General features: G+C 68.9%; 20 protein-coding genes. 9 read left to right on the top strand and 11 right to left on the bottom strand.

Annotated features, from left to right (window positions below; genetic code table 11):
* Positions 1-16: 16 nt before the first annotated feature.
* Both LRG10_RS09810 and LRG10_RS09815 read right to left on the bottom strand, forming a co-directional pair.
* Positions 17-2266, bottom strand: coding sequence for a PAS domain S-box protein (locus tag LRG10_RS09810; RefSeq protein ID WP_238635448.1), 2250 nt, complete (start codon positions 2264-2266; stop codon positions 17-19).
* Positions 2267-2367: 101 nt separating this feature from the next.
* Positions 2368-3924: a class I SAM-dependent methyltransferase gene (locus LRG10_RS09815; RefSeq protein ID WP_238635450.1), complete on the bottom strand. Its 1557-nt coding sequence runs from the start codon at positions 3922-3924 to the stop codon at positions 2368-2370.
* A gap of 129 nt (positions 3925-4053) precedes the next feature.
* Here LRG10_RS09815 and LRG10_RS09820 point away from each other — a divergent pair, with 129 nt between their 5' ends.
* Entirely contained in the window at positions 4054-4611 is a 558-nt protein-coding gene (locus LRG10_RS09820) for an SRPBCC family protein (protein WP_201242737.1), read from the top strand.
* A gap of 22 nt (positions 4612-4633) precedes the next feature.
* Here the strand turns inward: LRG10_RS09820 and LRG10_RS09825 are convergent, their stop codons facing one another.
* From LRG10_RS09825 to LRG10_RS09840, 4 genes are all read right to left on the bottom strand, one after another.
* Positions 4634-4834, bottom strand: coding sequence for a CPXCG motif-containing cysteine-rich protein (locus LRG10_RS09825; protein WP_201242735.1), 201 nt, complete (start codon positions 4832-4834; stop codon positions 4634-4636).
* Between the two features lie 55 nt (positions 4835-4889).
* Positions 4890-5387, bottom strand: coding sequence for a hypothetical protein (locus LRG10_RS09830; protein WP_238635456.1), 498 nt, complete (start codon positions 5385-5387; stop codon positions 4890-4892).
* Positions 5388-5433: 46 nt separating this feature from the next.
* A complete protein-coding gene (locus LRG10_RS09835) occupies positions 5434-6783 on the bottom strand; it encodes an MFS transporter (RefSeq protein ID WP_238635463.1) in 1350 nt (449 codons plus the stop codon).
* Positions 6784-6875: 92 nt separating this feature from the next.
* Positions 6876-7118, bottom strand: a complete 243-nt coding sequence (locus LRG10_RS09840; protein ID WP_338018479.1) for a Wadjet anti-phage system protein JetD domain-containing protein — start codon at positions 7116-7118, stop codon at positions 6876-6878.
* On the opposite strand from LRG10_RS09840, the gene LRG10_RS09845 reads away from it, so the two are divergent.
* Together LRG10_RS09845 and LRG10_RS09850 are read left to right on the top strand one after the other, a co-directional pair.
* Positions 7033-7980, top strand: coding sequence for a diguanylate cyclase (locus tag LRG10_RS09845; protein WP_238635467.1), 948 nt, complete (start codon positions 7033-7035; stop codon positions 7978-7980). The genes LRG10_RS09840 and LRG10_RS09845 overlap by 86 nt on opposite strands.
* Before the next feature lie 130 nt (positions 7981-8110).
* The gene (locus LRG10_RS09850; protein WP_238635468.1) at positions 8111-11905 is read left to right on the top strand and encodes a PAS domain S-box protein; all 3795 of its coding nucleotides are present in this window, start codon (positions 8111-8113) and stop codon (positions 11903-11905) included.
* Between the two features lie 37 nt (positions 11906-11942).
* On the opposite strand, the gene LRG10_RS09855 is transcribed toward LRG10_RS09850, so the two are convergent.
* Positions 11943-13514, bottom strand: coding sequence for a hybrid sensor histidine kinase/response regulator (locus LRG10_RS09855; protein WP_238635470.1), 1572 nt, complete (start codon positions 13512-13514; stop codon positions 11943-11945).
* Between the two features lie 186 nt (positions 13515-13700).
* Between LRG10_RS09855 and LRG10_RS09860 the strand changes: the two genes are divergently transcribed.
* Positions 13701-14105, top strand: a complete 405-nt coding sequence (locus LRG10_RS09860; RefSeq protein WP_201242722.1) for a hypothetical protein — start codon at positions 13701-13703, stop codon at positions 14103-14105.
* Positions 14106-14344: 239 nt separating this feature from the next.
* Here LRG10_RS09860 and kaiC read toward each other — a convergent pair whose 3' ends face one another.
* Positions 14345-15871, bottom strand: a complete 1527-nt coding sequence (gene kaiC / locus LRG10_RS09865; RefSeq protein ID WP_238635472.1) for a circadian clock protein KaiC — start codon at positions 15869-15871, stop codon at positions 14345-14347.
* Positions 15868-16179: a circadian clock KaiB family protein gene (locus LRG10_RS09870; RefSeq protein ID WP_201169351.1), complete on the bottom strand. Its 312-nt coding sequence runs from the start codon at positions 16177-16179 to the stop codon at positions 15868-15870. The genes kaiC and LRG10_RS09870 overlap by 4 nt, the downstream gene beginning before the upstream one ends.
* Before the next feature lie 269 nt (positions 16180-16448).
* Here LRG10_RS09870 and LRG10_RS09875 point away from each other — a divergent pair, with 269 nt between their 5' ends.
* Positions 16449-17093, top strand: coding sequence for a LysE family translocator (locus tag LRG10_RS09875; protein WP_238635474.1), 645 nt, complete (start codon positions 16449-16451; stop codon positions 17091-17093).
* Between the two features lie 29 nt (positions 17094-17122).
* Here the strand turns inward: LRG10_RS09875 and LRG10_RS09880 are convergent, their stop codons facing one another.
* Positions 17123-18355, bottom strand: coding sequence for an HD-GYP domain-containing protein (locus LRG10_RS09880; protein ID WP_238635475.1), 1233 nt, complete (start codon positions 18353-18355; stop codon positions 17123-17125).
* Between the two features lie 186 nt (positions 18356-18541).
* On the opposite strand from LRG10_RS09880, the gene LRG10_RS09885 reads away from it, so the two are divergent.
* The 4 genes from LRG10_RS09885 to LRG10_RS09900 all read left to right on the top strand — a co-directional run bounded on the left by LRG10_RS09885 (position 18542) and on the right by LRG10_RS09900 (position 24000).
* Positions 18542-22087 carry an SNF2-related protein gene (locus LRG10_RS09885; protein ID WP_238635477.1) on the top strand — a complete coding sequence of 1182 codons (3546 nt, stop codon included), beginning with the start codon at positions 18542-18544 and terminating at the stop codon, positions 22085-22087.
* Positions 22088-22122: 35 nt separating this feature from the next.
* The gene (locus tag LRG10_RS09890) at positions 22123-22650 is read left to right on the top strand and encodes a permease (protein ID WP_238633123.1); all 528 of its coding nucleotides are present in this window, start codon (positions 22123-22125) and stop codon (positions 22648-22650) included.
* On the top strand, positions 22644-23144 hold the full coding sequence (locus tag LRG10_RS09895) for a hypothetical protein (RefSeq protein ID WP_238635478.1): 501 nt from the start codon (positions 22644-22646) through the stop codon (positions 23142-23144). The genes LRG10_RS09890 and LRG10_RS09895 overlap by 7 nt, the downstream gene beginning before the upstream one ends.
* Before the next feature lie 298 nt (positions 23145-23442).
* The gene (locus tag LRG10_RS09900) at positions 23443-24000 is read left to right on the top strand and encodes a hypothetical protein (protein ID WP_238635479.1); all 558 of its coding nucleotides are present in this window, start codon (positions 23443-23445) and stop codon (positions 23998-24000) included.
* Positions 24001-24190: 190 nt separating this feature from the next.
* Here the strand turns inward: LRG10_RS09900 and LRG10_RS09905 are convergent, their stop codons facing one another.
* Positions 24191-24328: a hypothetical protein gene (locus tag LRG10_RS09905; protein WP_201169367.1), complete on the bottom strand. Its 138-nt coding sequence runs from the start codon at positions 24326-24328 to the stop codon at positions 24191-24193.
* Positions 24329-24408 lie beyond the last annotated feature (80 nt).

The following is a 24408-nucleotide window of genomic DNA, read 5'->3' on the forward strand; positions in this document are numbered from 1 at the left end:
ACGCGCGGCGCCGGGGTCAGCCGTCGCCGGCGATCCCCGACAGCAGGGCCGCCAGCCGTTGCCGGTCCACCGGCTTGGTCAGGTAGTCGTCACAGCCGGCGGCCAGACACTCCTCGCGGACCTGGTCCACGGCGTGGGCGCTCAGGGCGACGATGGGGGTGCGCGCACAGGCTTGCTCGGCCTCCTCGGCGCGGATGGCCCGCACCGCATCGGGTCCGTTGAGCCCGGGCATCTGCACGTCCATGAGCACCAGGTCCCAGTCCTGCTCCCGCCAGGCGGCCACCGCCTGGCGGCCATCCTCCACCAGCGTCGGATGGACGCCGGCCAGCTCCAGCTGCGCCTGGATGAGCAGGGCGTTGGTGGCGTCGTCCTCGGCGACCAGCACGCGCAGGCCGGCGGCCTGCCCGGAGACCGCTGCGCCGGGGCCTTCGGCGCGGGGTGGCTCCGCGCGGGGCAGCCGCGCCGTGAAGGAGAACGTGGACCCCTGCCCCGGCTCGCTGGCCACCGCCAGGCGCCCGTCCATCAGTCGCACCAACTCGTGGCAGATGCGCAGGCCCAGGCCGTTGCCGGGCTGGCGCCGGAAGGACGGGTTGCCCTGGGCGAACGCCTTGAAGATGTGCTCGCGATCCTCGGGGGCGATGCCCACGCCGGTATCGTGGACGGCGACGTAGAGCCGTCCGGTCCCCTCCGGCGCAACCTCCAGCACCACCTCGCCGCGCTCGGTGAACTGGATGGCGTTGCTGACCAGGTTGTGCACGACCTGCCCGAAGCGGGTGGCGTCGCCGCGCACCCACTGCGGGGTACCCGGCGCCTCGCGGACGCGAAGCGCCAGCCCGGCCTCCTCGGCGACGGCGCGCAGGACCGCCACCTGCCGCTCGATCACCTCGGCAAGCTCGAAGGGCTCGTCGCGCAGGGTCAACCGCCCCGACTCCATCCGCGAGAGATCCATCAGCGTGTCGATCAGCGCCAGCAGCTTCTCGCTGGCGCTGCGGCACAGGTCGAGGTACTCGCGCTGCTGCCCGGTCAGCTCGGTGGCCTGGAGCAGGTCGGTGAAGCCGTAGATGGCGTTGAGCGGCGTGCGCAGGTCGTGGCTGACCGCGGCGAGGAAGGTCTGGCGGTCGCGGTCGGCCTGGGCGCGGGCCCGCTCGGCCGCGACCCGTTCGGTGTTGTCGATGCCCACGGCCTGGAAGTGGCTGATCAGGCCGTCCTCGTCGAAGAAGGCCTGGCAGGTCCACTGCACCCAGCGCTGCTCGCCGGTGGCGGCGGTAACCGGCAGCTCCAAGGTACCCACCGGCTCGGAGCGGTTGAAACGGCACAGGAAGGCCTCGAGCTGCTCGCGCTGCTCCGGCGCCAGCCATTCGATCCAGCGCCGACCATCCATCTCTGGCGCCGGCACTCCGAACAATTCCGCCACCATGCGGTTGGCGTAGAGCAGCGTGGTATCCGGCAGAAAACGCTGGATCAGATGGGGATGGTAATCGAGAATCTCCAGCATCTGGTCGCGCTCGCGCTGGAGGCGCTTGCGCCGGCTGATGTCCTGGAAGGAGATCACCGCGCCGGTGATCCCATCGTCCTCGTCGCGCAGGGGCGCGGCGTAGACGAGCACGTCGAAACCGCGGCCGTCCATCCGCCAGAAGTAGTCCTGCCACGCCTCCAGGGGTTCGCCGGTGCGAATCACCCGGAAGATCGGGCACGCCTGCGCGGGGTACGGGCTGCCGTCCGGGTGGCTGTGGTGGGTCAGTGCGTGGGCGTCCCGGCCGAGGGCTGCCTCCTCCGAGGGAAAGCCGAGCAGCTGCCGGGCCGCGGGATTGAGGAAGGTGAAGCGCCCGGCCCGGTCGAGCCCGCAGACGCCCTCATTGATGGCCTCGAGCAGCCGGTCGCGCTCGCCCTGCAGGCGCACATGCTCGCTGATGTCGTGGACGATGGAGTAGAGGTACTGCCGGCCGCCGAGCTCCAGCGGCCCGCTGTAGACCTCGACGTCGCGGACCTCGCCACCCTGCACGCGGTGCTGGAAGCGGAAGTAGCGACGCTGCTCGGCCCGTGCCCGGGCCATCTCGGCGTGCACCTGCGCATCATCGAGGGTATTGATGTCCTGGATGCGCATGCCGCAGAGCTCCGCCCGGGGGTACCCGTAGAAGCGCACGGCACTGGGGTTGGCGTCGAGGATGGCCCCGGATTCCGGGTCGATGAGCAGTTTGACCGCGGTATTGTCGGCGAACATGCGGGCGTAGAGCCGCTGCGCCTCGGTCTGCTCCGATCCGTTCATGACAGTCCCTGCCAGCGCTGCCGCCCACCGGTTTCAACTCCGATGCACCATACCATTGCCTTGCGTTTCGTGTGGCTGCGCGACACCGTGTCGCGGCCGCCTCAGTCGCCGCGCCGGTCGCTTCCGGCGTCGATCAGCCCCAGGCCCTGCCAGACCGGCAGGCGCTCGCGCAGGACCCCCCGGGCGCGCTCCTGGAGCTCGCGCAGGTTGGCCCGCTCGCCTTCCAACACCTGGCCATCGCGCACCATGCGCCGACCCACTGGACGAAAACGCGACCAGACGGCCTCGGCCAGCCGCTCCGCACGCTGCGGGGCCCCCTGGCGCAGCGCCGCCAGGGCGACGATCTCGGTGTCCGAGGCGGCCACGGCGCTGCCGATGGCCGGCGCGGGCAGATGGCCGTGGGCTTCATCCTCGAGGATGCGCTCGGCGAGCAGCTCGGCCAACCGCCCCGCGGGCCCGGGATCAGCCGGTGGCTGCGCCGGGTGGGCCTGTCCGGTGGCGACCAGCACGGCGCACGCCTGGATCAGCGCCGGCAGCTCGACCCCGGTGGCCTGGCGCAGGTCGCCGAGGGTGGTCGGACCGCGGGCGATGCGATCCATCAGCGGCTGGTAGATCCGCGCCTGCCCGGTCAGCTCGCCGAGGTGGGTGTGGAAGACCGGGGTCATCTCGGCGCGGGTGAGCAGCGGCGCCACCGCGGTCTGGAGCACGGCGGCGTCCTGCTGCGCCGGCGTGCCACGGCGGCTGCCCTTGATGAAGACGTCCCGGCGGAATACCCGGTTCACCGCGTAGTCGCGCAGCAGCTCGCGGTAGTGGGGATCGGCGACGTCCTCCAGGGCCGCGCGTGCCGCCTCGGGGAGGCTCAGGGCGTCGTAGTTCTCCACCAGATCGGCGGAGCCGACGTAATCCAGGCGGGCCGGCGCCAGATCGGCGACCAGGTCGTTGAAATAGAGCGGCTGAGCGGCGGTATTCAGATACTCGTGGGCGAGGTAGGTAGCCTCCCGGGCGGTGTCGCCGAGCCCGTCGAGCTTGGCCGGCGCCGCCGGATGGCGATCGAAGTAGGCAAGCCCGGCATCGCGCAGCTCCTGCATGAAGGCCAGGCCGGACTCGACCTGCCGGTCGCTGCGCCCCGGATGGCGGGCGGCGTGCTCACGCAGCAGTCGCTGGAAGGGCAGCAACCCGGCCCAGCCGGGCATCGCGTTGTAGCTGATGTAGACCAGGCCGCCGGGTTTCAGCCAGCGCTCGAGAAAACGCACGATGGCCTCCCGGTTGGCCGGGCTGACCCAGGCGTAGATCCCGTGCAGGGTGATGTAGTCGAAGGGGGCCAGCGCGGTGTCGGGCCACTGCGCCGCCTCGGCGAAGCTCGCCTCGTGGAAGGTGACGTTCTCCAGCCCGGCCGCCGCGGCCTGGTCCCGGGCGTTGGCGATCTGCCCGGGCAGGAAATCGATGCCAATGAACTCGGCGTGGGGGTTGGTGGCGGCGAGCAGGTTGGTGCCCAGCCCCTGGCCACAGCCGAGCTCCGCATAGCGGAACGGCCGGGCTGGATCCGGCGCCGGCTCGCCCTGGAGCCGGGCCACGAAGCTCAGGTACGTCGGCGCGAGCTCGCGGTAGAAGCCGCTGATGTAGTTGATATCCGAGACGTAACCGCCGCTCCAGTCCATGCTCTCTCCCCTTTTGGCGCGCCACGGTACCAGTTTCCGGGCAGCCTGCCTGCCCGACCGGCACAAGGGGGAGCCCGTGTGCCGCGGGCGGCGCTCGCCAGGGCGGCGCCGCGCGACTAGAGTGACGGTATGCGCCGTGGACTATTCGCCATCGCCCTGGTGGTCCTGATCGGCGCCGTCCACCCCCCGGCCGGCGCCGTGGAGATCCTTGAGCGGGATTTCCAGGTCGCGCGTCCCGACTACCAGCTGCGCGTCGTCGCCCGGATCGACGCCCCGCGCGAGGCGGTCTGGGCGGTGCTCACCGACTACGAGCGACTCTCCGAACTCTCTCCCGGCCTGCTGGAGAGCCGGATCGTACCGGACGGCGCCGGCGAGGCCGTCCTGGTGGCCACCGTCACCGAGGGGTGTCTGGTGCTGATCTGCCGCCGGGTGCGCCGCGTCGAGGCCATGGAGGAGGAACCACCGGAACGCATCCGGGCGCGCATCCTGCCGGAACACAGCGATCTGCGCCGCGGCGTGACCGAGTGGCTGCTCGAGGCCGACGGCGAGGCGACCCGCATCACCGTCGACAGCCACATCCGGCCCGACTTCTGGGTACCACCGGGCATCGGCCCGCGCCACATGCAGCGCACCTTCCTCAGTGATCTAACCGAGTTGATGGAGCAGGTTGAGCGCATCGCGCAATAAACGGGTCCGCTAGCACCAGCGCTTAGTCGTCATCCCGACGCAGGACCACCTCCGGCTCGTCGCCCCCTATCGACCAGCGCACCGCCACCTGGATCGGTGCGCAGCAGACCGGACAGTCCTCCACGTAATCCGTGTCCTCTCCATCGGTGTCGAGGAGCAGCTGGAATGGCTCACCGCAGTAGGGGCACGAGACACTCCTTTCCGGCCGCCAATCGGAATACATGGCTCACCTCGTCGTCACTGCACGCCCCGGCGATGCGAGCATCACGCCGGCAGCCCTAACGATTCCCCAGCTGCATTACGCCCGGCAGCCGGCGCGGTCGCCACACGCCGAGGACCACATTGGCGATGCAGATGATCAGCACCACCCAGAGCACCAGCGGCTCGTTGTGGACGTTGCGCGGGATCTCGTCGACGCCGATGCGACCAGCGGCGGCCGCATCGGCCGCCGCGGCGACCTGCACCGCATTGCCGTGGATGAAGGCCAGGGTGGCCGAGAAGATGCTGAAGCTGAGGATACCCTTGATCCACACCCAGCCGGCCTGCCGGAAGCCAGTGTAGAGGGCCATGCTCATCAGCCCGGAGAGGAAGACCAGCGCCAGCGAGGGCAACAGCAGCCAATTGCCGATGGCGGCGATGCTGCCGCGGATGACGGCGTACTCCTCGATGGCCGTCGGCTCCGGGGCCAGGCCGAGCAGGATCAGGTGCACGGCCACGGCCCCGGTGAAGCCGATGGCCCCGAGGGTATGGAGGATCTTGAGCGACTTGATCAGCATGGATGCTCTCCGCTGCGCGGTCCGGTGGCAATCCCGGCGCCCCGGCCTATCCGGTTGCTGCCTCCTCGGTGACCTCCGGCAGCCGGGCGGAAAGCCAGGCGCCGGCCAGGCCCATGGCCGAGAGGATGAGGATCACGCCGGTGATCGGCATGACCGCGGTCAGGGCCCCGATCAGACCGGTGAGCAGCAGGACCACGCCGATGACGGTGTTGCTGACGGCGACGTAGTCGGTGCGCTTGTTGCCGCCGGCCAGATCGACCACGTAGGTCTTGCGGCCCATGCGCACCCCGGCGTGGGCCACGGCGAGGAGGAAGAAGAAGACGGGGTAGACGGCAGCGTGGCCGGCGACCCCCGGCAACAGATGGACAAGCGCCACCAGCGCGATGCCCACCAGCGCAGCGGCCAGCCCGGCGCGGATCATCACCCGGCGGCTGGAGGCATCCGCAAAGCGCCCCCAGAACGGCGCGGAGAGCAGATCCGCCAGGCCGTCGGCGATGACGAACAGCCCCAGCGCCAGGGCGGCCGCCCCGGTCTGCTCGTAGGCGAGCATGACGATGAACGGGGCGGTCAGCGCCGAGCAGAGCAGCAGCGCGCGGGCCAGGACGAAACGCCGGAACGGCGGATCCTCGGCGAGGAGACTGAGCCGATCCACCGCCTCGCGGATGGCGTTGGCGCCGCCCGCGGTCTCGCCGGGCTCCTCGCGGATGGCGGCGTAGAACCCGGCGCCGAGTACCCACAGCGCCGCGGCACCGGCGAGCAGCAGGGCGTAGAAAACGGCTCCCCCGGCCTCGCCCATGCCCAGCCACAGCGCCAGGCCGACGCCCACGGTCACCAGTCCGGCGGCGGCCGCGGACCAGCCGTTGACCTGGCCGCGCCGGGTCTTGGGCACGGTCTTGCCGAGGACGTCCTTGGAGGCCACCGAACAGAGGCCCCGGGCCAGGCTGAAGAGCACCAGCGCGGCGATGATGCCGGCACCGGCGGCCGCCCCCTCGAGGGTCAGCGCAACCCCGGCCATGGCCAGCACCGCCCCGCCCTGCAGGAGGTTGCCGAGCACGTAGGTCCACTTGCGCACCGCCCGGCGCCGGACGAAGCTGGCGATCAGCAGCTGCGGCAGCAGCGAGCCGGACTCGCGCACCGGCACCAGGAAGGCCGTGAAGAGCCCCGGCGCGGACAGCGCGCTGAGCACCCAGGCGAGGACCGTCTTGGGGTTGGCGATGGCATCGCCGAGCTTGGTGAAGAACTGCGCGGCGATCTGCAGGAAGAAGTTGCCCGGGACGACCCGGCAGGCGTCCGCGCTGATATCGCGGCAGACGCGGGCGTCCTCCTCGTTGACCAGGGTTCGGTAGGCCTTGTCCAGGGCGCCTTCGGCAGGCGTGGCGGCCGGCTGCTGCTCCATGGTGACGGGTCGGCTCCGTGGCTGCGGGATCTCGCCTCGAACCGCCCAACCCTACCAACACAACCGCATCGCGGCGAGGCCCGTGGCGGTGCTCACAGCTGGCGCAGCCGCCCCCGGACCCACCCGAAGGCGATCCGCTCCTGCTCAAGACGGACCCGCTCACCCAGGCGGCCCCGGCGCAGATCCTCGAAAAGCGCGGCTTCCGCCGTGCCTGTTCGGGGTCGCCGATAGGCTGCATAATGCCGTTCTATGGAGAAGGAAGAACACCCCACGGCGCCCGAACATGACGGCACGCCGCCGACCATCCTCATCGTCGACGACGAGCCGACCAACATCCAGGCGCTGGCCCACCTGCTCAAGGACGACTACCGCATCCGGGTCACGGCAGCCGGCGAGAAGGCGCTGGCGATCGCCGCCGCGGATCCGCAGCCGGATCTGATCCTGCTCGACGTGGTCATGCCCGAGCCCGACGGCTACGAGGTCTGCCGCAGACTCAAGGCCGACCCGCGCACCCAGGGCATCCCGGTGATCTTCGTCACCGGCCGGGACAGCGCCGCGGATGAAGAGCGCGGGCTGGAACTCGGCGCCGTGGACTACATCATCAAGCCGTTCAGCCCGCGGATCACCCGCACCCGCGTGCGCAACCACGTCGAGCTCAAGCGCAAGACCGACGCGCTGGAGCGGCTCTCGCAGCGCGACGGGCTGACCGACCTGCCCAATCGCCGGGTGCTGGACCAGCGCCTCGGGGAGGAGTGGACGCGCTCCCAGCGCGGCGGTACGCCGCTGTCAGTGGTCATGATGGACATCGACCACTTCAAGCCGTTCAACGACCACTACGGCCACGGCGCCGGTGACGACTGCTTGCGCCGCGTCGCCCGTGCCCTGGCCGGCGTACCGGGGCGAACCACCGATCTGGTGGCCCGCTACGGCGGCGAGGAGTTCATCGCCCTGCTGCCCTACACCGACAAAGCCGATGCCTGGCGGATGGCCGAACGATTCCGCACCGCGGTGGCTGCACTCCAGCTAACCCACGGCCACACCACCACCGGAATCGTGACCCTGAGCGTGGGCGTGGCCACCCATAACGCCGGCGACGGGACCGCCAGCGCCGAGCAGCTTCAGCAGGCCGCGGACCGGGCGCTCTACGCGGCCAAGCAGGCCGGCCGGAACCGGACCCACCAGGCGCCGGCCCCCTGAGCAGGCGCCGCAGCCCCGCCCACACCCTGCGACGCACCGCGTCGGACGCTGTGTTAATCTGCCCTTAACCCCTCTTCCGACAAGGGTACGGCGGAGGGACGCACGGCACCGCAGCTTCGGGGGTGACAGCATGACAGGCGCTGAGGCAAACCCCGGTAGCACAACCGGCCGGTGCGGCGAGTGGCAGACCCTGTTCGCCCACCTCCCCGACGCCACCCTGCTCATCGATCCGGGCACCGGCCGCGTGCTCGAGGGCAACCCGGCCGCGGCCGAGCACCTCGGCTACCCGGTGGAGGCGCTATGCGGTCTGACCATCCCCGATTTCGAGGCCGTCGAAACCCCGGAGGAGATCGCCGCGCACGTTGAACGGATCCGGCGCCACGGGCGCGACGACTTCGAGAGCCAGCACCGCCGCCGCGACGGAACGCTGATCGATGTCCAGATCACGGTCTCGCAGATCGATTTTGGCGGACACCCCCGGCTGCTCGCCGTCTTCCGGGACATCACCGAGCGCAAGGAGACCATCCGGGCCCTGCGGGCCAGCGAGCAGCGCTTTCTCGATGTGGTCAACGCGGCCGGCGAGTACATCTGGGAGATCGACCGCAACGGGATCTACCAGATGGTGACCGCCCAGATCGAGCCGGTTCTCGGCCGACCGGTGGCGGAGATCATCGGTCGCTCCCCGGTCGATTTCATGCCCGCCGAAGAGGCTCAGCGAATCCAGGCGATGCTCGCCGAGCGGGCCGAGACCGGGGCCCCCTGGCAGGGCCTGGAACATGAGTCGCTGCACCCGGACGGCACCCGGATCTGGCAGCGGGTCAGCGGGCTGCCGATCTTCGACGACCACGGGGCGCTGATCGGCTTCCGGGGCACCGGGCGCGATATCACCGCCGAGCGCCAGGCCCAACGCAACGAGCGGCGGCTCAACGAGCGGCTGCGCCTGGCCACCACGGCGGCCCGGATCGGCGCTTGGGAACTGGATCTGGAGACCGAGCAGCTGGAGTGGGATACCGGCTCGACCCGCATCTTCGGCTTCGACCCCACCGTTTTCCAACACCGCCTGGCGGGCTGGCGCGCCCTGCTCCCGACGGAGAGTCAGGCGATCACCCGGGACCTGGTCGAACGCACCCTGCGGACCCAGGAGCCGTGCGAGGCAGAATTCCGCTTTGAGCGCCCCGACGACGGGACCGTACGGCACATCCGCGCCGTGGGCCATTCGGTCCGCGACAAACAGGGCCGGGTCCGGCGCGTGGTGGGGATCAACGAGGACATCACCGACCGGGTCCAGGCCCGTGAGGCCCTGGCGGCGCAGGAGGCCCGCTTCCGCGGCCTGTTCGAACTCGCGCCGGTGGGGCTGGCGATGAACGACTTCGAGACCGGTGCCTTCGTCGACTTCAACGCCAAGCTGCCCGAATCGGCGGGCTATACCCGCGAGGCTTTCGCCGGGCTCACTTACTGGGACCTGACCCCGAGCGAGTACGAAGAGCAAGAGCTGGAGCAACTCCGGGCTATGGAGGGCACCGGTTACTATGGGCCGTACGAGAAGGAGTTCATCCACCGCGACGGGCATCGCTTCCCGGTTTTGCTCAACGGGTTCCGCATGACGGACCCGCAGACCGGGCGGACGGTGATCTGGTCGGTCATCCAGGATATCTCCGAGCGCAAGGCGGTGGAACGGACCCTGCGCCGGGCCAAGGAGCAGGCGGAGAGCGCGAACCGGGCCAAGAGCGACTTCCTGGCCAACATGAGCCACGAGATCCGCACGCCGATGAACGCCGTCATCGGCCTGGGACAGCTGCTGCTTGACACCGATCTCGCGCCCACCCAGCGCAGCTACGCGGAGAAGATGCACAACGCCTCGCGGATGCTGCTGGGGATCATCAACGACATCCTCGACTACTCCAAGATCGAGGCGGACAAGCTCACCCTCGACCCGCACCCGTTCGACCTCCACGAGCTCACCGATCAGATGGCGACCCTGTTCGGCGAGACGGCCGGCAAAAAGGGCCTGGAGCTGTTCCTGCGGGTGGAGCCGAGCGTCCCCTCATCCCTGACCGGCGACGCCCTGCGCCTGGGCCAGGTCCTGAGCAACCTGCTCTCCAACGCCATCAAGTTCACCCGCAAGGGGCAGGTCGGGCTCACCGTCGAGCGCATCGATGAGGACGCCGAGGGCGTGCGGCTGCGCTTCACCGTCGAGGACACCGGCATCGGCATCAGCGCCGAGCAGCGCCGCCACCTCTTCCAGGCCTTCTCCCAGGCGGACACCTCCACCACCCGCAACTACGGCGGCACCGGCCTGGGGCTGGTGATCAGCCAGCGGCTGGTCGAGCGCATGGGCGGTGAACTCCAACTGTCCTCGACGCCGGGCGCCGGCACGCGCTTCTCGTTCGAGCTCCGGCTACCCACCGCCGGGGCCCGATCGCCGGCCACGCTTGAACCGAAGGCGTTCGGGGGGCACGTGCTGGTGGTCGACGATCACCGGATCGCCCGGCAGATCCTGCGCGAACACCTGGAGGGATGGGGGTTCGCGGTCACCGAGGCCGACAGCGGCCCGGCAGCGATCGAGGCCGCGCGGAGCGCCGAGCGCAGCGGCCGGCCCTTCAAGCTGATGCTGATCGACGTGCACCTGCCGGGCGGACCGGATGGCCGGGATACGGCACAGCACCTGCGAACCCTACACGAGCACGGCGACCTGCCCGCCACCGACGCCCGCATCATCCTGGTCAGCGCTTACCAGCCGGAGGGCGAGGCAGCGGACGATCACATCGACGGCCACCTGGCCAAGCCGGTCACCGCCTCCACGCTCCTGGACATGATCCAGACCACCCTGGGCGGCGATGCCGACGGCGGAACCGCCTGCGAGACCGGGACGATCCCGGATCTGACCGGCCGCTCGCTGCTCCTGGTCGAAGACAACGCCATCAATCAGGAGGTGGCGCAGCGGCTGCTGGAACAGACCGGCGCCCGGATCATCCTGGCCAGCAACGGCGCCGAGGCGGTAGCGCGCTGCCGCGAGGCGCCCTTCGACCTGATCCTCATGGACCTGCAGATGCCCATCATGGACGGCTACGAGGCCACCCGCGAGATCCGCCGAGACCACCCCTCGCTGCCCATCCTGGCGCTGACCGCGGCCGTGCTCGACAGCGACCGCGCAGGCGCCCGTGAAGCCGGCCTGGATGATCACATCGGCAAGCCCATCGACCGGCAGCTGCTGTACCAGCGCCTGGCCTACTGGCTCGGTGAGAGCCGTCCGTCGTCCGCCGCAGCGGATGCCTCCACGCCGGTCGACGAAGGGGATGAAGCCGACACGCTGCCCGAGCACCTGCCGGGGATCGATCAAGCCCTCGGGCTGCGCCACCTGGAGGGAGATCGGGCTTTCTATCGGCGCCTGCTGCAACGCTTCGCCGACCAGCTCGACGGCGAGTTCGGCCAGCTCCCCGCGGCCCTGGACCGGGGCGAGACCGCGACCGCGCAGAGGCTGGCGCACACGCTCAAGAGCACCGCCGCCACCGTCGGAGCCACCCGGCTGGCCGAGGCCGCGACCGCCGTCGACGGCTGCCTGAAGGCCAACGAGGCTGTGCCCGAGGAGCTGCACGAGGCCGTGCGCGCGGCCCTGGCCGAGCTGGCCGGCGGCCTGGCAGCGCTGGCAAAGGCGCCACCACCCCCTGCGCGGCCGAGCAGCCGGGACAAGGCCGCCGGAGGGAAGGCCCTGGCAGCACTGCAGAGGGCCCTGGACAGCCACGAACTGGTCGAGGAGGCGCTTCTGGAGGCGGCCCTGGAGCACCTGGCCACCTTCGCCGAGGCATCGACGATCGAGGCGCTGCGCGCGGAGATCGAGCAGTTCGATTACGAGGCGGCTGCCGAGCGGCTGAGCCGTCTGGCCACGAAGACCTCCCCGCTGGATGGAGGCCAGCAAACGCCCTGAGGGGAGGCACGACCGCCTGGCGCCGGCGTAGACGCGCTCAGACCGGACAGCCGGTGGACTGTTCCCGCAGCCTGCGGATGTGATCGATGAGCTGCTGCAGGACACCCAGTCCGACCCGCTCCTTGAACACCCGGTCCGCCCCGGCCTGCAGGCAGTCGCGCTGCACGTCGGCCAGAGGATGGGCGGTGATGATAGCAATGGGGGTGCGCGGCATGTCCTCCTCGGCTTCGGCCTGACGCACCAGCCGGGTCAGCCGGCGTCCGTCGAGATCGGGCAGGTGCAGGTCGAGGAGCATCAGGTCCGGGGGCCGGCGCTGCCACTCGTCGAAGGCGTCCACGCCGTTGTCCACCAGACGGGGTGCGCAGCCGATGCGCAGCAGGAGTTCGTAGAGCAGCCGGCCACTGGCCGCATCGTCCTCGGCGACCAGCACATCGAGTTCCACCGCACCCGGGGACGGGACCTCGTCACCGAGCAGATCGCCAACCATTGAGGCCTCGCCGTCGTTGTCGGCCTCCGGGAGCACGGCGGAGAAGCTGAAGACCGCACCCGCGCCGGGGGTGCTCTCCACCCGGATTTCCCCACCGAGCAGCGAGACGATCTGCTGGCAGATGTAGAGGCCGAAGCCACAGCCGGTTTCACAGGTGGGTGAGTTGCAGGCGCGCGTGAAGGCCTCGAAGATGCGCGCCTGATCCGCCTCGGCGATCCCCGGCCCGGTGTCGGCCACCGCCACCTCGATCCGCGCCCCCTCAAGCCGCCGCACGCGTACCGTCACCGAGCCATGCTCGGTGAAGTGGATGGCGTTGTGGGTGAGGTTGTTGACCACCTGGAGAAAGCGTACCGGATCGCCGCGCACCCGGCGCGGCAGCGCGCCGCCCCACTCCAGGTGCAGCTGCAGTCCCTTGCGCTCGGCGAGTTCGCGCAGCAGCGCCACCTGCTCCGGCAGGCAGCGGCGCAGGTCGAAGGGCTCGGCGCGCAGTTGGCCTGCATCGGGCTCGGGCTGTGCCAGTCCAAGGATGGCGTGGACCTGGGCGAGGAGGGTCTCGCCGGCCATTTCCGCCTGCTCGAGGTCGTAGCGCTGCTCGGCATCCAGGGCGGAGGCCCGGAGACGCTCATGGGCCCGGCCCAGGGTCCGCAGCGGCTTGCTCAGCCCATGGCTGATCGCCCGCAGGGAGGCGCGGTGCTCCTGCTCGGCACGGGCACGGGCCCGCTCGGCCTGGCGCTGCTCGGTGACGTCCTCGTTGATCCCGAACATCCGGCTCGGCTGGCCCTGCTCGTCGTAGAGCTGCTGTCCGGCGGAGCGGATATCCCGCAGGCTGCCGTCCGGCCGGCGGATGCGAAAGGTCGTCTCCCAGGGCTGGCCCTGCTCCACCGCCGCCCAGATCCGCTCCAGCGCGGCCCGGCGGTCTTCCGGCAGCAGGCGCTGCTCCCAGGCCGCGAAGGTCAGCGGCGCATCGCCGTAGGGCACCCCGTAGAGGTCGTACATGGGCTGATTCCAGTGGAACACGCCGGCGCGCATGTCCAGTTCCCAGACCCCGATCCCGGCGGCTTCGGTGGCGACCCGAAAGCGCTGCTCGTTCTGATGGATGATGCGGTGGTACGGGTTGGACATCCGGGCACGCCCCTAGCCTTCCGTGCATTGGACTGCCCTCAGAATATACGCGCTTTTTGCGGCGCGACATAGCCTGCTGCCTGCAACGCCGGCGAAGAGGAATCCCGCAGGGAAATCACGTTGTGCAGTGCACCGCGCCCGGCAATATTGAATGGGCAGCGTTCCAGCACATTGCGGAGGTGGGGAATGTTTAGTGCGATCCAGAAGACCCTTGTCCTGATTGGCCTCGCCGTTATCGCCGTCGTCTATGCGGGCATGAATGTGCACGCGTGGGCCTGGTGGGAGACGGCGGGCACCCTGCGTGAGCAGTACGACGCAACCATCATCGGCCTCAACGGCCTCGCCGGACTGCTCATGATCATCGGCGGCGCCTTTGGGGCCGAGAAATACTACCGTGACCTGCGCGGGGACAATCTCCCGGGCAGCGGCGGTATGGCGGCAAGCCTGCCGAGTTCATCGCTGCGGGTGGACCAGGAGGCATTCTTCAGCTCTAGTGGCAGCGCCGCCGGCTACGATCTGGCGATCAAGCTCGGCTTTGTGATCCTGCTCTGCGGCCACGCCTTGATCGTCTACTCCCGGGCCGTTAGCTAACCGGGGTAGCGAACAGGCGAAATCCCGAATAGCAAGGCAGGTTGGCGCAACCGGTCATCGCCCCCCGGCCGGCCCTGCAGTAGGGCCGGCCAGGGACTTCTCTGCCGCCAGACCCGGCGGTCAGCACACCGACGCGCCCGCCACCGTCCGGTGCTGGGCGTCTACGCATTGCCAGCTTCCGCGTTGCCGAGGCGATCGCCGTCGGGCGCATTGGACGGCGCCACCACGCCGGCGCGGGTTCACTCACAGTAATGCGAGGATCGGGGATCCCTGCCGGCAGCGGACGGCGAGTCGATGATCCGGTTGGGATGCCCCTCCAGGATGCCTTCGATGCCGCGGAACGGGTCGCCGATGTGCATGCCCCGGTGATCGATCCGGAACTGCCGAATGCTCTTCTCGTGAGCGGCACCGCGCATCTTGAGCACGGTGAGCCCGCGCCGCACCTCGCCGGCCATTTCGACGTAGCGCAGCAGGATGATCGAATCGGTGAGTGTGGAGATGTGGGCCTCGGTGACGGAGGATCCACCCATCAGCGAGGGCGTACTGGCCGTAAACAATCCCGCCGTCTCCCGATCCTTGGTGAAGGAGGTCAGAGCGATGACAAACTCCCGGAACCCACGTGGGGTGGCCACGCGCTCCAGCGCGGTCAGGCTGTCGAGCGCGATCCGGTGGGGCCGGAAGGTGTCGATGGCCTGCTTGATGCGAATGAGGTGATCCTCCAGCCCGGCCGACTCCGGGTACTCGCAGTGGATTTGCAGGTCACCCCGCGCTTCGGCGGGCTCGTACTGAACGTCCCAGCCACGGGCGTTGCGGATGAGCTGGTCGCGACTCTCCTCGAAGGCAAAGAGCAGGCAACGCTCGCCGACCGCCAGGCCGCCTGCGATGAATTCCGTGGCCATCAGGGTCTTGCCGGTCCCCGTGGCCCCGGAAGCGAGCACGATGGAATCCCTGTAAAAGCCACCGCCGCACATCCGGTCCAGATCGGCGTTGCCCGAGGTAATACGCAATTCGGAGGAACGCTGGGTCAGTTCCATCGCCGAGAGCGGGATTGCAACCACACCGCTTTCGGGCAGGATCGTGAACGGGTACTCCCCTTTCTGGTGGTTCGTGCCGCGGAATTTGAGGATCTCCACCGTCCGGCGGCGTGTCTCCGCCTCCAGGATATTCCGCAGGATGACCACGTTATCCGCAACGAACTCTTCCACCCCGTGCCGTGCCACCAAACCATACTCGGCCTCGCGCTCGGCGGTCATGACGGTGGTGATCTCCAGGCGCTTCATCTGGCCGGCAATCCGAAACAGATCCCAGCGCACCTGCCGGACATCCGGGAAGCGCGAGAACATGGCACCGAGGGAGTCGATGGCCAGGCGGGTCGCGCCCGAGCGCTGCACGGCGCCGAAGACCCGAGCGATCAGGCCACCCAGGTCGTAGGCGCCGGTCTCCTGCGGCTCCTGATCGATATCGGGGGAGGCGTCCACGAACGTCCACCAGCCGCTGGCCTCCCACTCCTCCACGGGCCACCCGAAGGCCTGCAGATTGCGCCGCAGGTCGGCCGGTGATTCCTCGCAAGTGACAAAAACGCCCGGGGTTTGCTCATCGAGGATCCCCGCAGCCAGGAACTGCCCCGCAAAGACCGTCTTGCCGCTACCCGGCGTACCCGCGACCAGAGTGGTCCGTCCCGCCGGGACACCCCCCCGGGCGATGGAGTCGAACCCCGGGATCCCGGTGGCGGTCTTGCACACCGGCTCGATGCTCCGTTCACTCATGGCATTCCATCCTTTGCCTCGGGGATCAACTGCAGGCCGTTGAGTACCTGCTCACGATCCGAAAGATCACCGATGACACGCCGCACCGGTGGCGGTAGCTCCTTGATGAGCGCGGGGGTGGCAATCACCCCCTCTTCGTCACCCCGGTGCGGCTCGTGCATCAGATCGACCACCTCGATGCGGTACTGATCCGGGAACTGTGACTCGCAGATCCGCTGGAGATTGTGCAGGGCTGCGCGGGCGTGCGGACTGTCGCCCGCAATGAAAAGCCGCAGCAGATAGCGGGGCGCGGAGGTGTCTTCTGGCATATCTGGCGTGCCCTGAGGTCTTCCGGGCAGGCTAGCATCGCCGGTCTCACAAGACCATCGAACGCCAGCTGGCGTGCTTGTGCACGACCGCCTGCGTGCTGGCAGAATGCCCGCAGGACGTGGCCGGGATCGACCCTAATCGGGGCACCGACCGCCGCCCGGGCCCCCGGGGCGACACAAGGACTCCCGCACATGGAAAAGGCGTCCCTCACCGCGACGGCTTAGGCGCCGCATCCGCACCAGCAACGATGCAGGACCCTTTCTGACCGGTGGAAGCAAACGACTGGCTACTGCTGATCACCGTCTGCGCCCTGGGGGCCATGTCGCCGGGGCCGAGCCTGGCGGTTGTGGCGCGTCACAGCCTGGAAGGCGGTCGGTCGGCCGGGCTCACCGCGGCCGTCACCCACGGTATCGGCGTCGGCGGCTACGCCGCCCTCAGCGTGGTCGGGCTGGCCGGTATCCTGGCCGCCCACCCGACCCTGCTGGCGGCCATCCAGGGCCTGGGTGCCGCATACCTGGGCTGGCTGGCCGTGCAGTCCGCCCGCAGCGCCCGGATCGGACCGGAACCCCCTGCTGCACAGAAAGACCGGTCGCCGGCGCAACCGGGCAGACCGATCCAGGCGGCAGGAGACGGCCTGGCCATGGCACTGCTCAACCCGAAGATTGCCCTGTTCTTCCTGGCGATCTTCAGCCCCTTTACCGGCCCCGGGCAGGCGGCGTGGGAGCAGGCGCTGATGGTGTCCATTGCCGCCGGAGTGGACATCGGGTGGTATGCGGCGGTCGCCGCGCTGTTCTCGCTGCCAGCCTGGCGTGAGCGGCTAAAAAGCCACCAGCGGCTGCGCGAAGGGGTCTTCGCCGTGGCACTGGCCATGCTCGCGCTCTACACCGCCGGCATCGCCGTGGGCGCTGTCTGAGCCCGCGCGATGAGCCGGGGCGGCCGCAATCACCCGCGCTCGGCGCGATCCACCGCCTCGCCCCACTCCTGGTCATAGCCCCAGGCCATGTGCGGCGAATAGAGCACGCGCAGCTCCTCCTGGCGGTACACGCCACGGATCTCTACACCCTCCTCCTCCACCAGCGAGCGGAACCGTGGGCGGATGAAGACGCTGCCGTCCGGCCGGCGCAGCAGGAAAACCTGTGGGGCCATGCTACTCGGGCCGCGACGGGTCACCACCGCGGTCTCGCCGTTGCTCAGATCGACCAGGGTGCCCGGTGGGAAAACCCCCAACTCGCGAATGAGCAGCCGCGTCAGCGTGGCGTCGAAGCGACACCCATCGTCCGCGTATAGCTCCCGCAGGGTATCCCGGATGACATGCGCCGGGCGGTGAGCGCGAGGGGTCACCATGGCCATATAGACATCGGCGAGCATGACCACCGCGGCCTCGGTACTGATCCCCTCCCGTGTCAGCCCGCGGGGGTAGCCGGAGCCGTCCATCCGTTCGTGATGCTCGCGGACGGCGCGCAGCCACTGTTGATCCTCCAGGCCCGCGGCCGTCAGCAACGCCTCGGTCCGTTCCGGGTGACTGTGGAGTTCACGGCGCTGCGCCGCGCTGAGGGCGCTCTCCTGCTGATCGAGCTGTTCCTGCAGGGCGAGCATGCTGAGGTTGGCGGTCAGCGACGCACCGACCACCGCCCGGCGCTGACCACCGTCCAGAGAGGCGGCGCGGGCGAGCAGGTCCGCGACTACAGCCTTGCGGATGGGGTGCAGCACGCGATTGGGGAACTCGCGGTTGATGTGCGCCGCCGCCAGTGCAGCATCCGGATCGCGGTCGATCAGGTTGCCGAGCTGGCTGATCATCCCCTCCAGCCGCAGCAGGTAGTCGTGGCGACCGAGATCGATGGCGTGATGGACCCGCCGCAGGGAAGCGGCACATCGGTCGAAACTGACGAAGGGATCGAACTTCAGTTCGCCACTGTGGTTCTCCCAAGACGGGCTGGCTTCCCCCAGGGTAACCGTATCCTCCTGGAACGAGGTGGCACGAGCGCGCCCCGACTCCAGCAGCATCTGGCGCTGCGCGTCGCTTTTCAGCACGCGGCCGGAGCGCAGCAGGAGCCGTTCGTAGGTATCGTAGATGGAGTACGGCACCGGGCGACCCACGACGAGATCCTTTCCACGCACGGGCAGGAAGCGCTCCGGCTCCCCGCTTTCTGGGCTGCGTTTCGACTGCTCGCTCATGATCGCTGGTGACCGCAAAATGGACCGAGGAGGCGGTGAGCCGCTACGACAAACCGCCGCAGGCTGGTTTCCACCTCCCAGAATATCGGGAAACGCACGCCGGGAGAACCGCTCGGGGCCGCCGGGACCCTCAGCCACCCGGCCGCGCGCTTGGCCGGGACGGTGCCAGCCGCTAAGCTGGGCCCCATGACGCGCGCAACCTTCGGCCGGACCTGGTGGGGCGAGCAGTGGCTTGGCGCCCTGCACGAAATCGATTACACCAACCGCCTGCCACGGGGCCGGCGTTACGCCAACAACGGGTCCGTCCAGGCCCTGACCATCGATCAGGGCGAGGTCTCCGCCCGGGTGAAGGGGTCGCGTCGCCAGCCTTACAAGGTGCACCTGCGGATCCCTGCGTTGCCGGCGGATCAGACCCGGCAGCTGATCGAGGCCATTGCCGATGATCCGGCGCTGCTCGCAGGGCTGCTCAACAGGCAGCTGGATCCGGCGGTACTGGAGCGCGCCAAGGCGGCGGGCATCCCCGTCTTCCCGAGCAGCTGGCAGGAGCTGGGCATGCGCTGCTCGTGCCCGGACTGGGCCGTCCCGTGCAAGCACCTAGCGGCGGCGGTCTATCTGCTGACACGCGAGATCGATACAGATCCGTTCCTGGTCTTCCGATTGCGCGGGGTCGACTTACTCGGCGCGCTGCGCGAGCGGGGCCATGAACTTCCAGAGAACGACGCCCAGGGGGCGCCGCCGAGCCTGGCGGCGGCACTGTGCGCCGGCAGCGCGGCACCGGAGGAGACAGCGGCCGACCCGGCAGTGCTCGCCGAGCTAGATTTCTCACGGCTGCCCGATCGCATCGAGGCGATCCCGGACGCCCTCCCCCAGGAACCGCCGATCGGCGGGCTGAACAGCTACCGCAAGCTCTGGCGCACCCAGATACGGCGTGTCGCCCGGCAGGCCCAGCGCACGCTGAGCGACGCCGCACGCAGCGACGCACAGGTCCAGGAGGCGCAGACCCAAGCCACCACCCTGACCCCGGACGACCACCCCATCATTCGGGTGGATGCCGACGGCGACGTCCAGATCGACGGCTGTGAAGCGGCTGCAGAGCTCGCGGACCTCGTCGAGCTGCTCGCGCCCCTGGACGCCGACCAGGTGGCCGACCTGCAGCCGGAGGTTGCAGCCCTGCATGCGGCCTACCGCACCGCCCTGCACCTGACCGCCGCCGGCGCGGCGGTACCCTGGGTACTGACCATCGACCGGGGCGGCACCAGCGTCCTGTGGATGCCAGCGAGCCTGGACACGCAGGTCGATACGCTCCTGCGCAGCCTTGCTGCGGGCACCCCGGAAGGGGTCATCCGCCTGGACGAGCCCGGGGCCGACCAGGGCCTCGACCGCCGGACCCGGGCCCGTCTGCTCTGCGGCCTGTTCATCGATTACTGGATCCGGGAGTGGAGCGAGCTTGCCAGCAATGCAGCCGTTGACCCGGTGGCCGACCTGCTTTTCGGCGGTGGCTGCGCCTGGCTGTCGGATCCCGGCCAGGGCGGCACCGCCGCCAGCCTGCACCATTGGCTGCGCCGTTTGCACCTGGCCGAAGCGGCGCAGACCCTGATCCTGCGTGTGGACGAGCCGCAGCCCGAATCCTTCGAACTCTCCATCGAGGTCGGCGACGAGCCGGGCGGCAACGGCGCGGGCGCCCATCGCCCGCTCGCCGACGCCCTCGCCGAGCGCGGCGACGGGCACAGCGAGCTGCTGCGCACCACGGCGATGCTGGCCGATGCCTACGACCCGCTGCGCGACTACCTGCGTGGCGGGGGCCGCACACCGCTGTCACTCACCCTCGACGAGCTGCCGGAACTGCTCTTCAACGTCTTCCCGACACTGCAGCTGCTCGGCGTCCGCACGCTGCTGCCCCGGTCGCTGGAGCGACTGGGCCGACCACCGAGCGCAACGATGAGGCTCACCGCCAGCAGTAGCGACAGCGACGGCCACCTCAACGCCAACGATCTGTTCCGCTTCGACTGGCAGGTGGCAGTGGGCGATGACGTGATCGACCCGGGAACCTTTGAGGACTTGGTGGAAGGGGCGACCGGGCTGGTCCGCTTCCGCGGACAATATGTTTACCTCGACCCGCAGGAGATCGAACGTGTCCGCCGCAACCTGGCCAACCCGCCGAAGGTTGACGGCGCGGAGCTGACCCGAGTCGCGCTCACGGGGGAGTACGCTGGGACGCCAGTGCAGTTGGACGAGAGCGCCCGGGAACGGGTCGCAGCTCTGCACCAGGACCTTGAGCGCGCGCCCCCCCGATCACTGGCTGCGCAGCTGCGCCCCTACCAGCAACGCGGCTTTCAGTGGCTCTACGGCAATGTCCGCGCCGGTCTGGGCTGCGTGATCGCCGACGACATGGGCCTGGGCAAGACCGTGCAGATTCTGGCCCTGCTCGCGCAGCTCCGCGACGACGGGGAACTGGCCGGACGGCCGGCGCTGGTCGTGGTCCCGACCAGCCTGCTCAGCAACTGGATGCGCGAAATCCAGCAATTCGCCCCCGAGCTGGGTGCCACCACTTACCACGGCGGCCGGCGCGCCCTGCCGGACGATGCGCAGGGAACCGGCGTCGTGCTCACGACCTACGGCGTGGCGCGAACCGACGCCGCCCGGCTGCGGCGGCAGTCCTGGCGCGCGCTGGTGGTCGACGAGGCACACAACCTCAAGAACCCCCAGGCGGCCCAGACCAAGGCGATCAAATCCATCCCCGCCGGCGCCCGGGTAGCCATGAGCGGCACCCCGGTGGAGAACCGACTCACCGAGTACTGGAGCCTGATGGACTTTTGCAATCCGGGCCTGCTCGGCACCCTGAAGCGCTTCACGCGCGAGTACGTCACCCCGATCCAGACCCACGGTGACCAGGAGACGGCCACGCGCTTTCGCCGGGTCACGGCCCCTTTCCTGCTGCGACGGCTGAAGACCGACCGAAGCATCATCACCGACCTGCCGGAGAAGATCGAGCAGGATCAGTACTGTCAGCTCACTCCCGAACAGAGTGCGCTGTACGAATCGGTGGTGCGCGAGGGCCTGGAGGTCATCCAGGGAACTTCCGATACGTTCCGGCGCCAGGGTCTGGTGCTACAGATGATCCTGGCGCTCAAGCAGATCTGTAACCACCCGCGCCAGTACCTTAAGGAGGGCGAAGACGGGAGCGAGGCGTCGGGCAAGATGCAGCGCCTGCTTGAACTCCTCGAACCGATCCAGCGCCGGCACGAGAAGGCGATCGTGTTCACGCAGTTCCGCGAGGCCGGCAGCTTGCTCCAGGAGGCCGTCGCCGAGGCCACCGGCCGCACACCGGCGTTCCTGCATGGCGGACTCTCGAGAAACCAGCGCGACGCAGTCGTCCACCGCTTCCAGAATGATCGCACCGAACGGGTACTGGTGCTGTCCCTGAAGGCCGCCGGCACCGGACTCAACCTGACTGCGGCCTCCCACGTCATCCACTTCGACCTGTGGTGGAACCCGGCCGTCGAGGCCCAGGCCACGGACCGCGCCTACCGCATCGGGCAAACGCAGACGGTTCAGGTCCACCGCCTGCTGACCCAGGGCACCTTCGAGGAGCGGATCAACGACATGATCCAGTCCAAGCGCGCACTGACGGAGATGACGGTGGAAAGCGGCGAGCAGTGGATCGGCAATCTGGACGACGCCCAACTCAGCCAGGTTTTCAGCCTGGGTCAGAACCACACCGAGCCGGCGTGACAGCGCCCCACGACCGTGACGAGGGGCGCGCGCGCATGTCCGCGCGGTACCTGGATCCGATGACGATCTTCTTCGCGGTGCTGGCGCTGGGCGCCGGGGCCGCGGTCTACGTGCTCCATGGCCCGGCGGCCTGGTGGGACGCACTCAGCCGGGCCGGCGAGTTGATGCTGCAGGTGGCACCGATCCTGGTGGCCGCGCTGCTCATGTCCGGCTATGTACAGACACTGATCCCGCGCCACGCCATTGAACGCTGGCTGGGCGAGCGCAGCGGCGTGCGTGGCCTCGCCCTGGCCACGGCTGCCGGCGCCCTCACTCCGGGCGGCCCGTTCGCGGCCTTCCCGCTGGTGGTGGCCCTCCTGCGCTCGGGGGCCGCGTTCGAGGTGTGCGTCGCCTACCTCACCGCCTGGTCGGTCCTCGGCCTGAACCGCGCCCTGGTCTGGGAGATCCCGTTCTTCGGGCTCGACTTCGTTGCGCTGAAGATGCTCGTCTCCCTGCCCCTGCCCTTTCTGGCCGCACTCCTGGCCCGCCCGTTGGGCCGTCGCGTGAGGCGCTGGGCATGCTGAGTGCTTTTGTGACCATCCTCATCCTGCTGGGGATCTGCGCGGCGATCGCGCAGTTCCAGCCCCACGGCAGCCATCGTGCCGCCGCCCGGGAGGGCTGGCGACAACTCCAGCCGCTGCTCACGCGCCTGCCGGTAGCGCTCATCGCGGCAGCCTTCCTGGCCGTGCTGATTCCGGCCGAGGCGGTCGGCTCGCTGTTCGGCGAGGACTCGGGCGGCGCAGGGATCCTGATCGCATCGTTGCTCGGCGGCTTCCTGCCCGGCGGACCGGTGGTCGCCTTCCCTCTAGTCGTGGTGCTGAGCGACGCCGGCGCCGGCATGGCTCAGCTCATCGCACTGATCACCGCCTGGTCGGTGCTCGCCTTCCACCGCGTCGCCGCCTTCGAGCTGCCGATGCTCGGCGCCCGCACCACCGCGGCCCGCCTGCTGGTCTCCCTGCCGCTGCCAGTACTCGCCGGAGTAGCGGCCGGTGCGCTGACCGGGGCGCTGGCGACGTAAACATCCTTTTCCGCATGCCAGTTGCCAGCCGCATAAACGATAAATGGCAATCTAAACGGGGTTGACGAAGACGGCGCGGCTTGGCTTTACTTCCACGGAGCGTCTATCGATTCATAGTTGGTTGGGTATGCCGCCGCCGATCAGCGCGGCCGGGAGTGATGGGATAACATTGATCAGCGGAGGATTGACGATGAGACGCTCTCTCCCTCTCAGCCTAGCCCTCGCCTGCTCCTCAATGACTTTATCCGGATGCGGAACCATCAACCAGATGCTTGCCGGGGAGCAGGAACACTACGAAATGTACCAAGTGTTCGATATTCAAACCGATGAGGGCATTGAAACCGTCGCGGAAGCAACGAGCAACGGCATCCAGAGGAATATTTCAGGCACGCTGGAAACGGCACTGCCCATACCCCCCAGTGAGACCCCCAGTGAGCCTGGACGATTTGAAGTGACGAACCCGTTCGAGGGCACACAAGTCGGAGCATTAGCGGGAGATACTGCACAACTTCAACTCTCGGTCGTAAGCTGCGACGGAGCTGTCTGGACCGGGGAAGCTGAGCGGGATGTGACCGGGGCCCAAACCCAAGTCCACGGCTGCCTCTGGGAGTACGAAGAAGGCTATCACTTGGATCTTTACATGCAGGTTCTCGATGAAGACCAAGGGCTCATCGCGGGAGCAGTCACGGAGGGTGTAGAGAGCATTGTCGGCAACCCGCGCGAGTGGGCGGAACAGATAGCCGTGGAAACGACTGAGACTATTGATCAGGATATCGAAGACGCCGAAATCACCCATATTGAGGGGCGTCCCGCCGAACTGGAAGGGGCACCTTGGATCATGCAAGAGACCCGGTAAACGTATGGGCTCCTAGGGCCCTGCCCCAGGAGCCCTTTGTACTCCCCGCTAAAGCAGAAATATACCCTAGGGACAGTCACATCGCTTACAGAGATAACCCTACACGCAACACTCACTGCCGTGCCAATCGGTTGGCAAAGAACGACCGAGATTGCAAAGGCCTTGGTATTTGATTCAAATCCTCCGCCGATCAGACCGGGCGCAGCGCCAACCCGAAGATGATCAGGGCCACAATGAGCGCCAAGGTCACCGCCAGCAGGGGGTGGCGGCGAAACCCGCCCGGGCTGGCGAGCTCACGGAGCAACCTGCGTAGTCGGTCAATCCTCATCCGATAGCGCCCCTTATCCGCCGCCGCTGTCTAGCTGCACAGCGGGTTTTGCTCCCAACCGAGCGATCCCGCGCGAAGGA

The organism is Halorhodospira sp. 9628 (assembly GCF_022228075.1).
Taxonomy (GTDB): domain Bacteria; phylum Pseudomonadota; class Gammaproteobacteria; order Nitrococcales; family Halorhodospiraceae; genus Halorhodospira; species Halorhodospira halophila_A.

Coding starts and splice junctions, on each gene's coding strand:
- kaiC (WP_238635472.1), bottom strand. CDS start 15,871: ATGAGTGAACGGAGCATCGAGCCGGTGTGCAAGACCGCCACCGGGATC.
- LRG10_RS09840 (WP_338018479.1), bottom strand. CDS start 7,118: ATGTTGGTCGGCTCGTCGTCGACGATGAGGATGGTCGGCGGCGTGCCG.
- LRG10_RS09905 (WP_201169367.1), bottom strand. CDS start 24,328: ATGAGGATTGACCGACTACGCAGGTTGCTCCGTGAGCTCGCCAGCCCG.
- LRG10_RS09890 (WP_238633123.1), top strand. CDS start 22,123: ATGTCCGCGCGGTACCTGGATCCGATGACGATCTTCTTCGCGGTGCTG.
- LRG10_RS09895 (WP_238635478.1), top strand. CDS start 22,644: ATGCTGAGTGCTTTTGTGACCATCCTCATCCTGCTGGGGATCTGCGCG.
- LRG10_RS09880 (WP_238635475.1), bottom strand. CDS start 18,355: ATGAGCGAGCAGTCGAAACGCAGCCCAGAAAGCGGGGAGCCGGAGCGC.
- LRG10_RS09830 (WP_238635456.1), bottom strand. CDS start 5,387: ATGCTGATCAAGTCGCTCAAGATCCTCCATACCCTCGGGGCCATCGGC.
- LRG10_RS09810 (WP_238635448.1), bottom strand. CDS start 2,266: ATGAACGGATCGGAGCAGACCGAGGCGCAGCGGCTCTACGCCCGCATG.
- LRG10_RS09900 (WP_238635479.1), top strand. CDS start 23,443: ATGTACCAAGTGTTCGATATTCAAACCGATGAGGGCATTGAAACCGTC.
- LRG10_RS09885 (WP_238635477.1), top strand. CDS start 18,542: ATGACGCGCGCAACCTTCGGCCGGACCTGGTGGGGCGAGCAGTGGCTT.
- LRG10_RS09825 (WP_201242735.1), bottom strand. CDS start 4,834: ATGTATTCCGATTGGCGGCCGGAAAGGAGTGTCTCGTGCCCCTACTGC.
- LRG10_RS09850 (WP_238635468.1), top strand. CDS start 8,111: ATGACAGGCGCTGAGGCAAACCCCGGTAGCACAACCGGCCGGTGCGGC.
- LRG10_RS09820 (WP_201242737.1), top strand. CDS start 4,054: ATGCGCCGTGGACTATTCGCCATCGCCCTGGTGGTCCTGATCGGCGCC.
- LRG10_RS09815 (WP_238635450.1), bottom strand. CDS start 3,924: ATGGACTGGAGCGGCGGTTACGTCTCGGATATCAACTACATCAGCGGC.
- LRG10_RS09870 (WP_201169351.1), bottom strand. CDS start 16,179: ATGCCAGAAGACACCTCCGCGCCCCGCTATCTGCTGCGGCTTTTCATT.
- LRG10_RS09860 (WP_201242722.1), top strand. CDS start 13,701: ATGTTTAGTGCGATCCAGAAGACCCTTGTCCTGATTGGCCTCGCCGTT.
- LRG10_RS09835 (WP_238635463.1), bottom strand. CDS start 6,783: ATGGAGCAGCAGCCGGCCGCCACGCCTGCCGAAGGCGCCCTGGACAAG.
- LRG10_RS09855 (WP_238635470.1), bottom strand. CDS start 13,514: ATGTCCAACCCGTACCACCGCATCATCCATCAGAACGAGCAGCGCTTT.
- LRG10_RS09845 (WP_238635467.1), top strand. CDS start 7,033: ATGGAGAAGGAAGAACACCCCACGGCGCCCGAACATGACGGCACGCCG.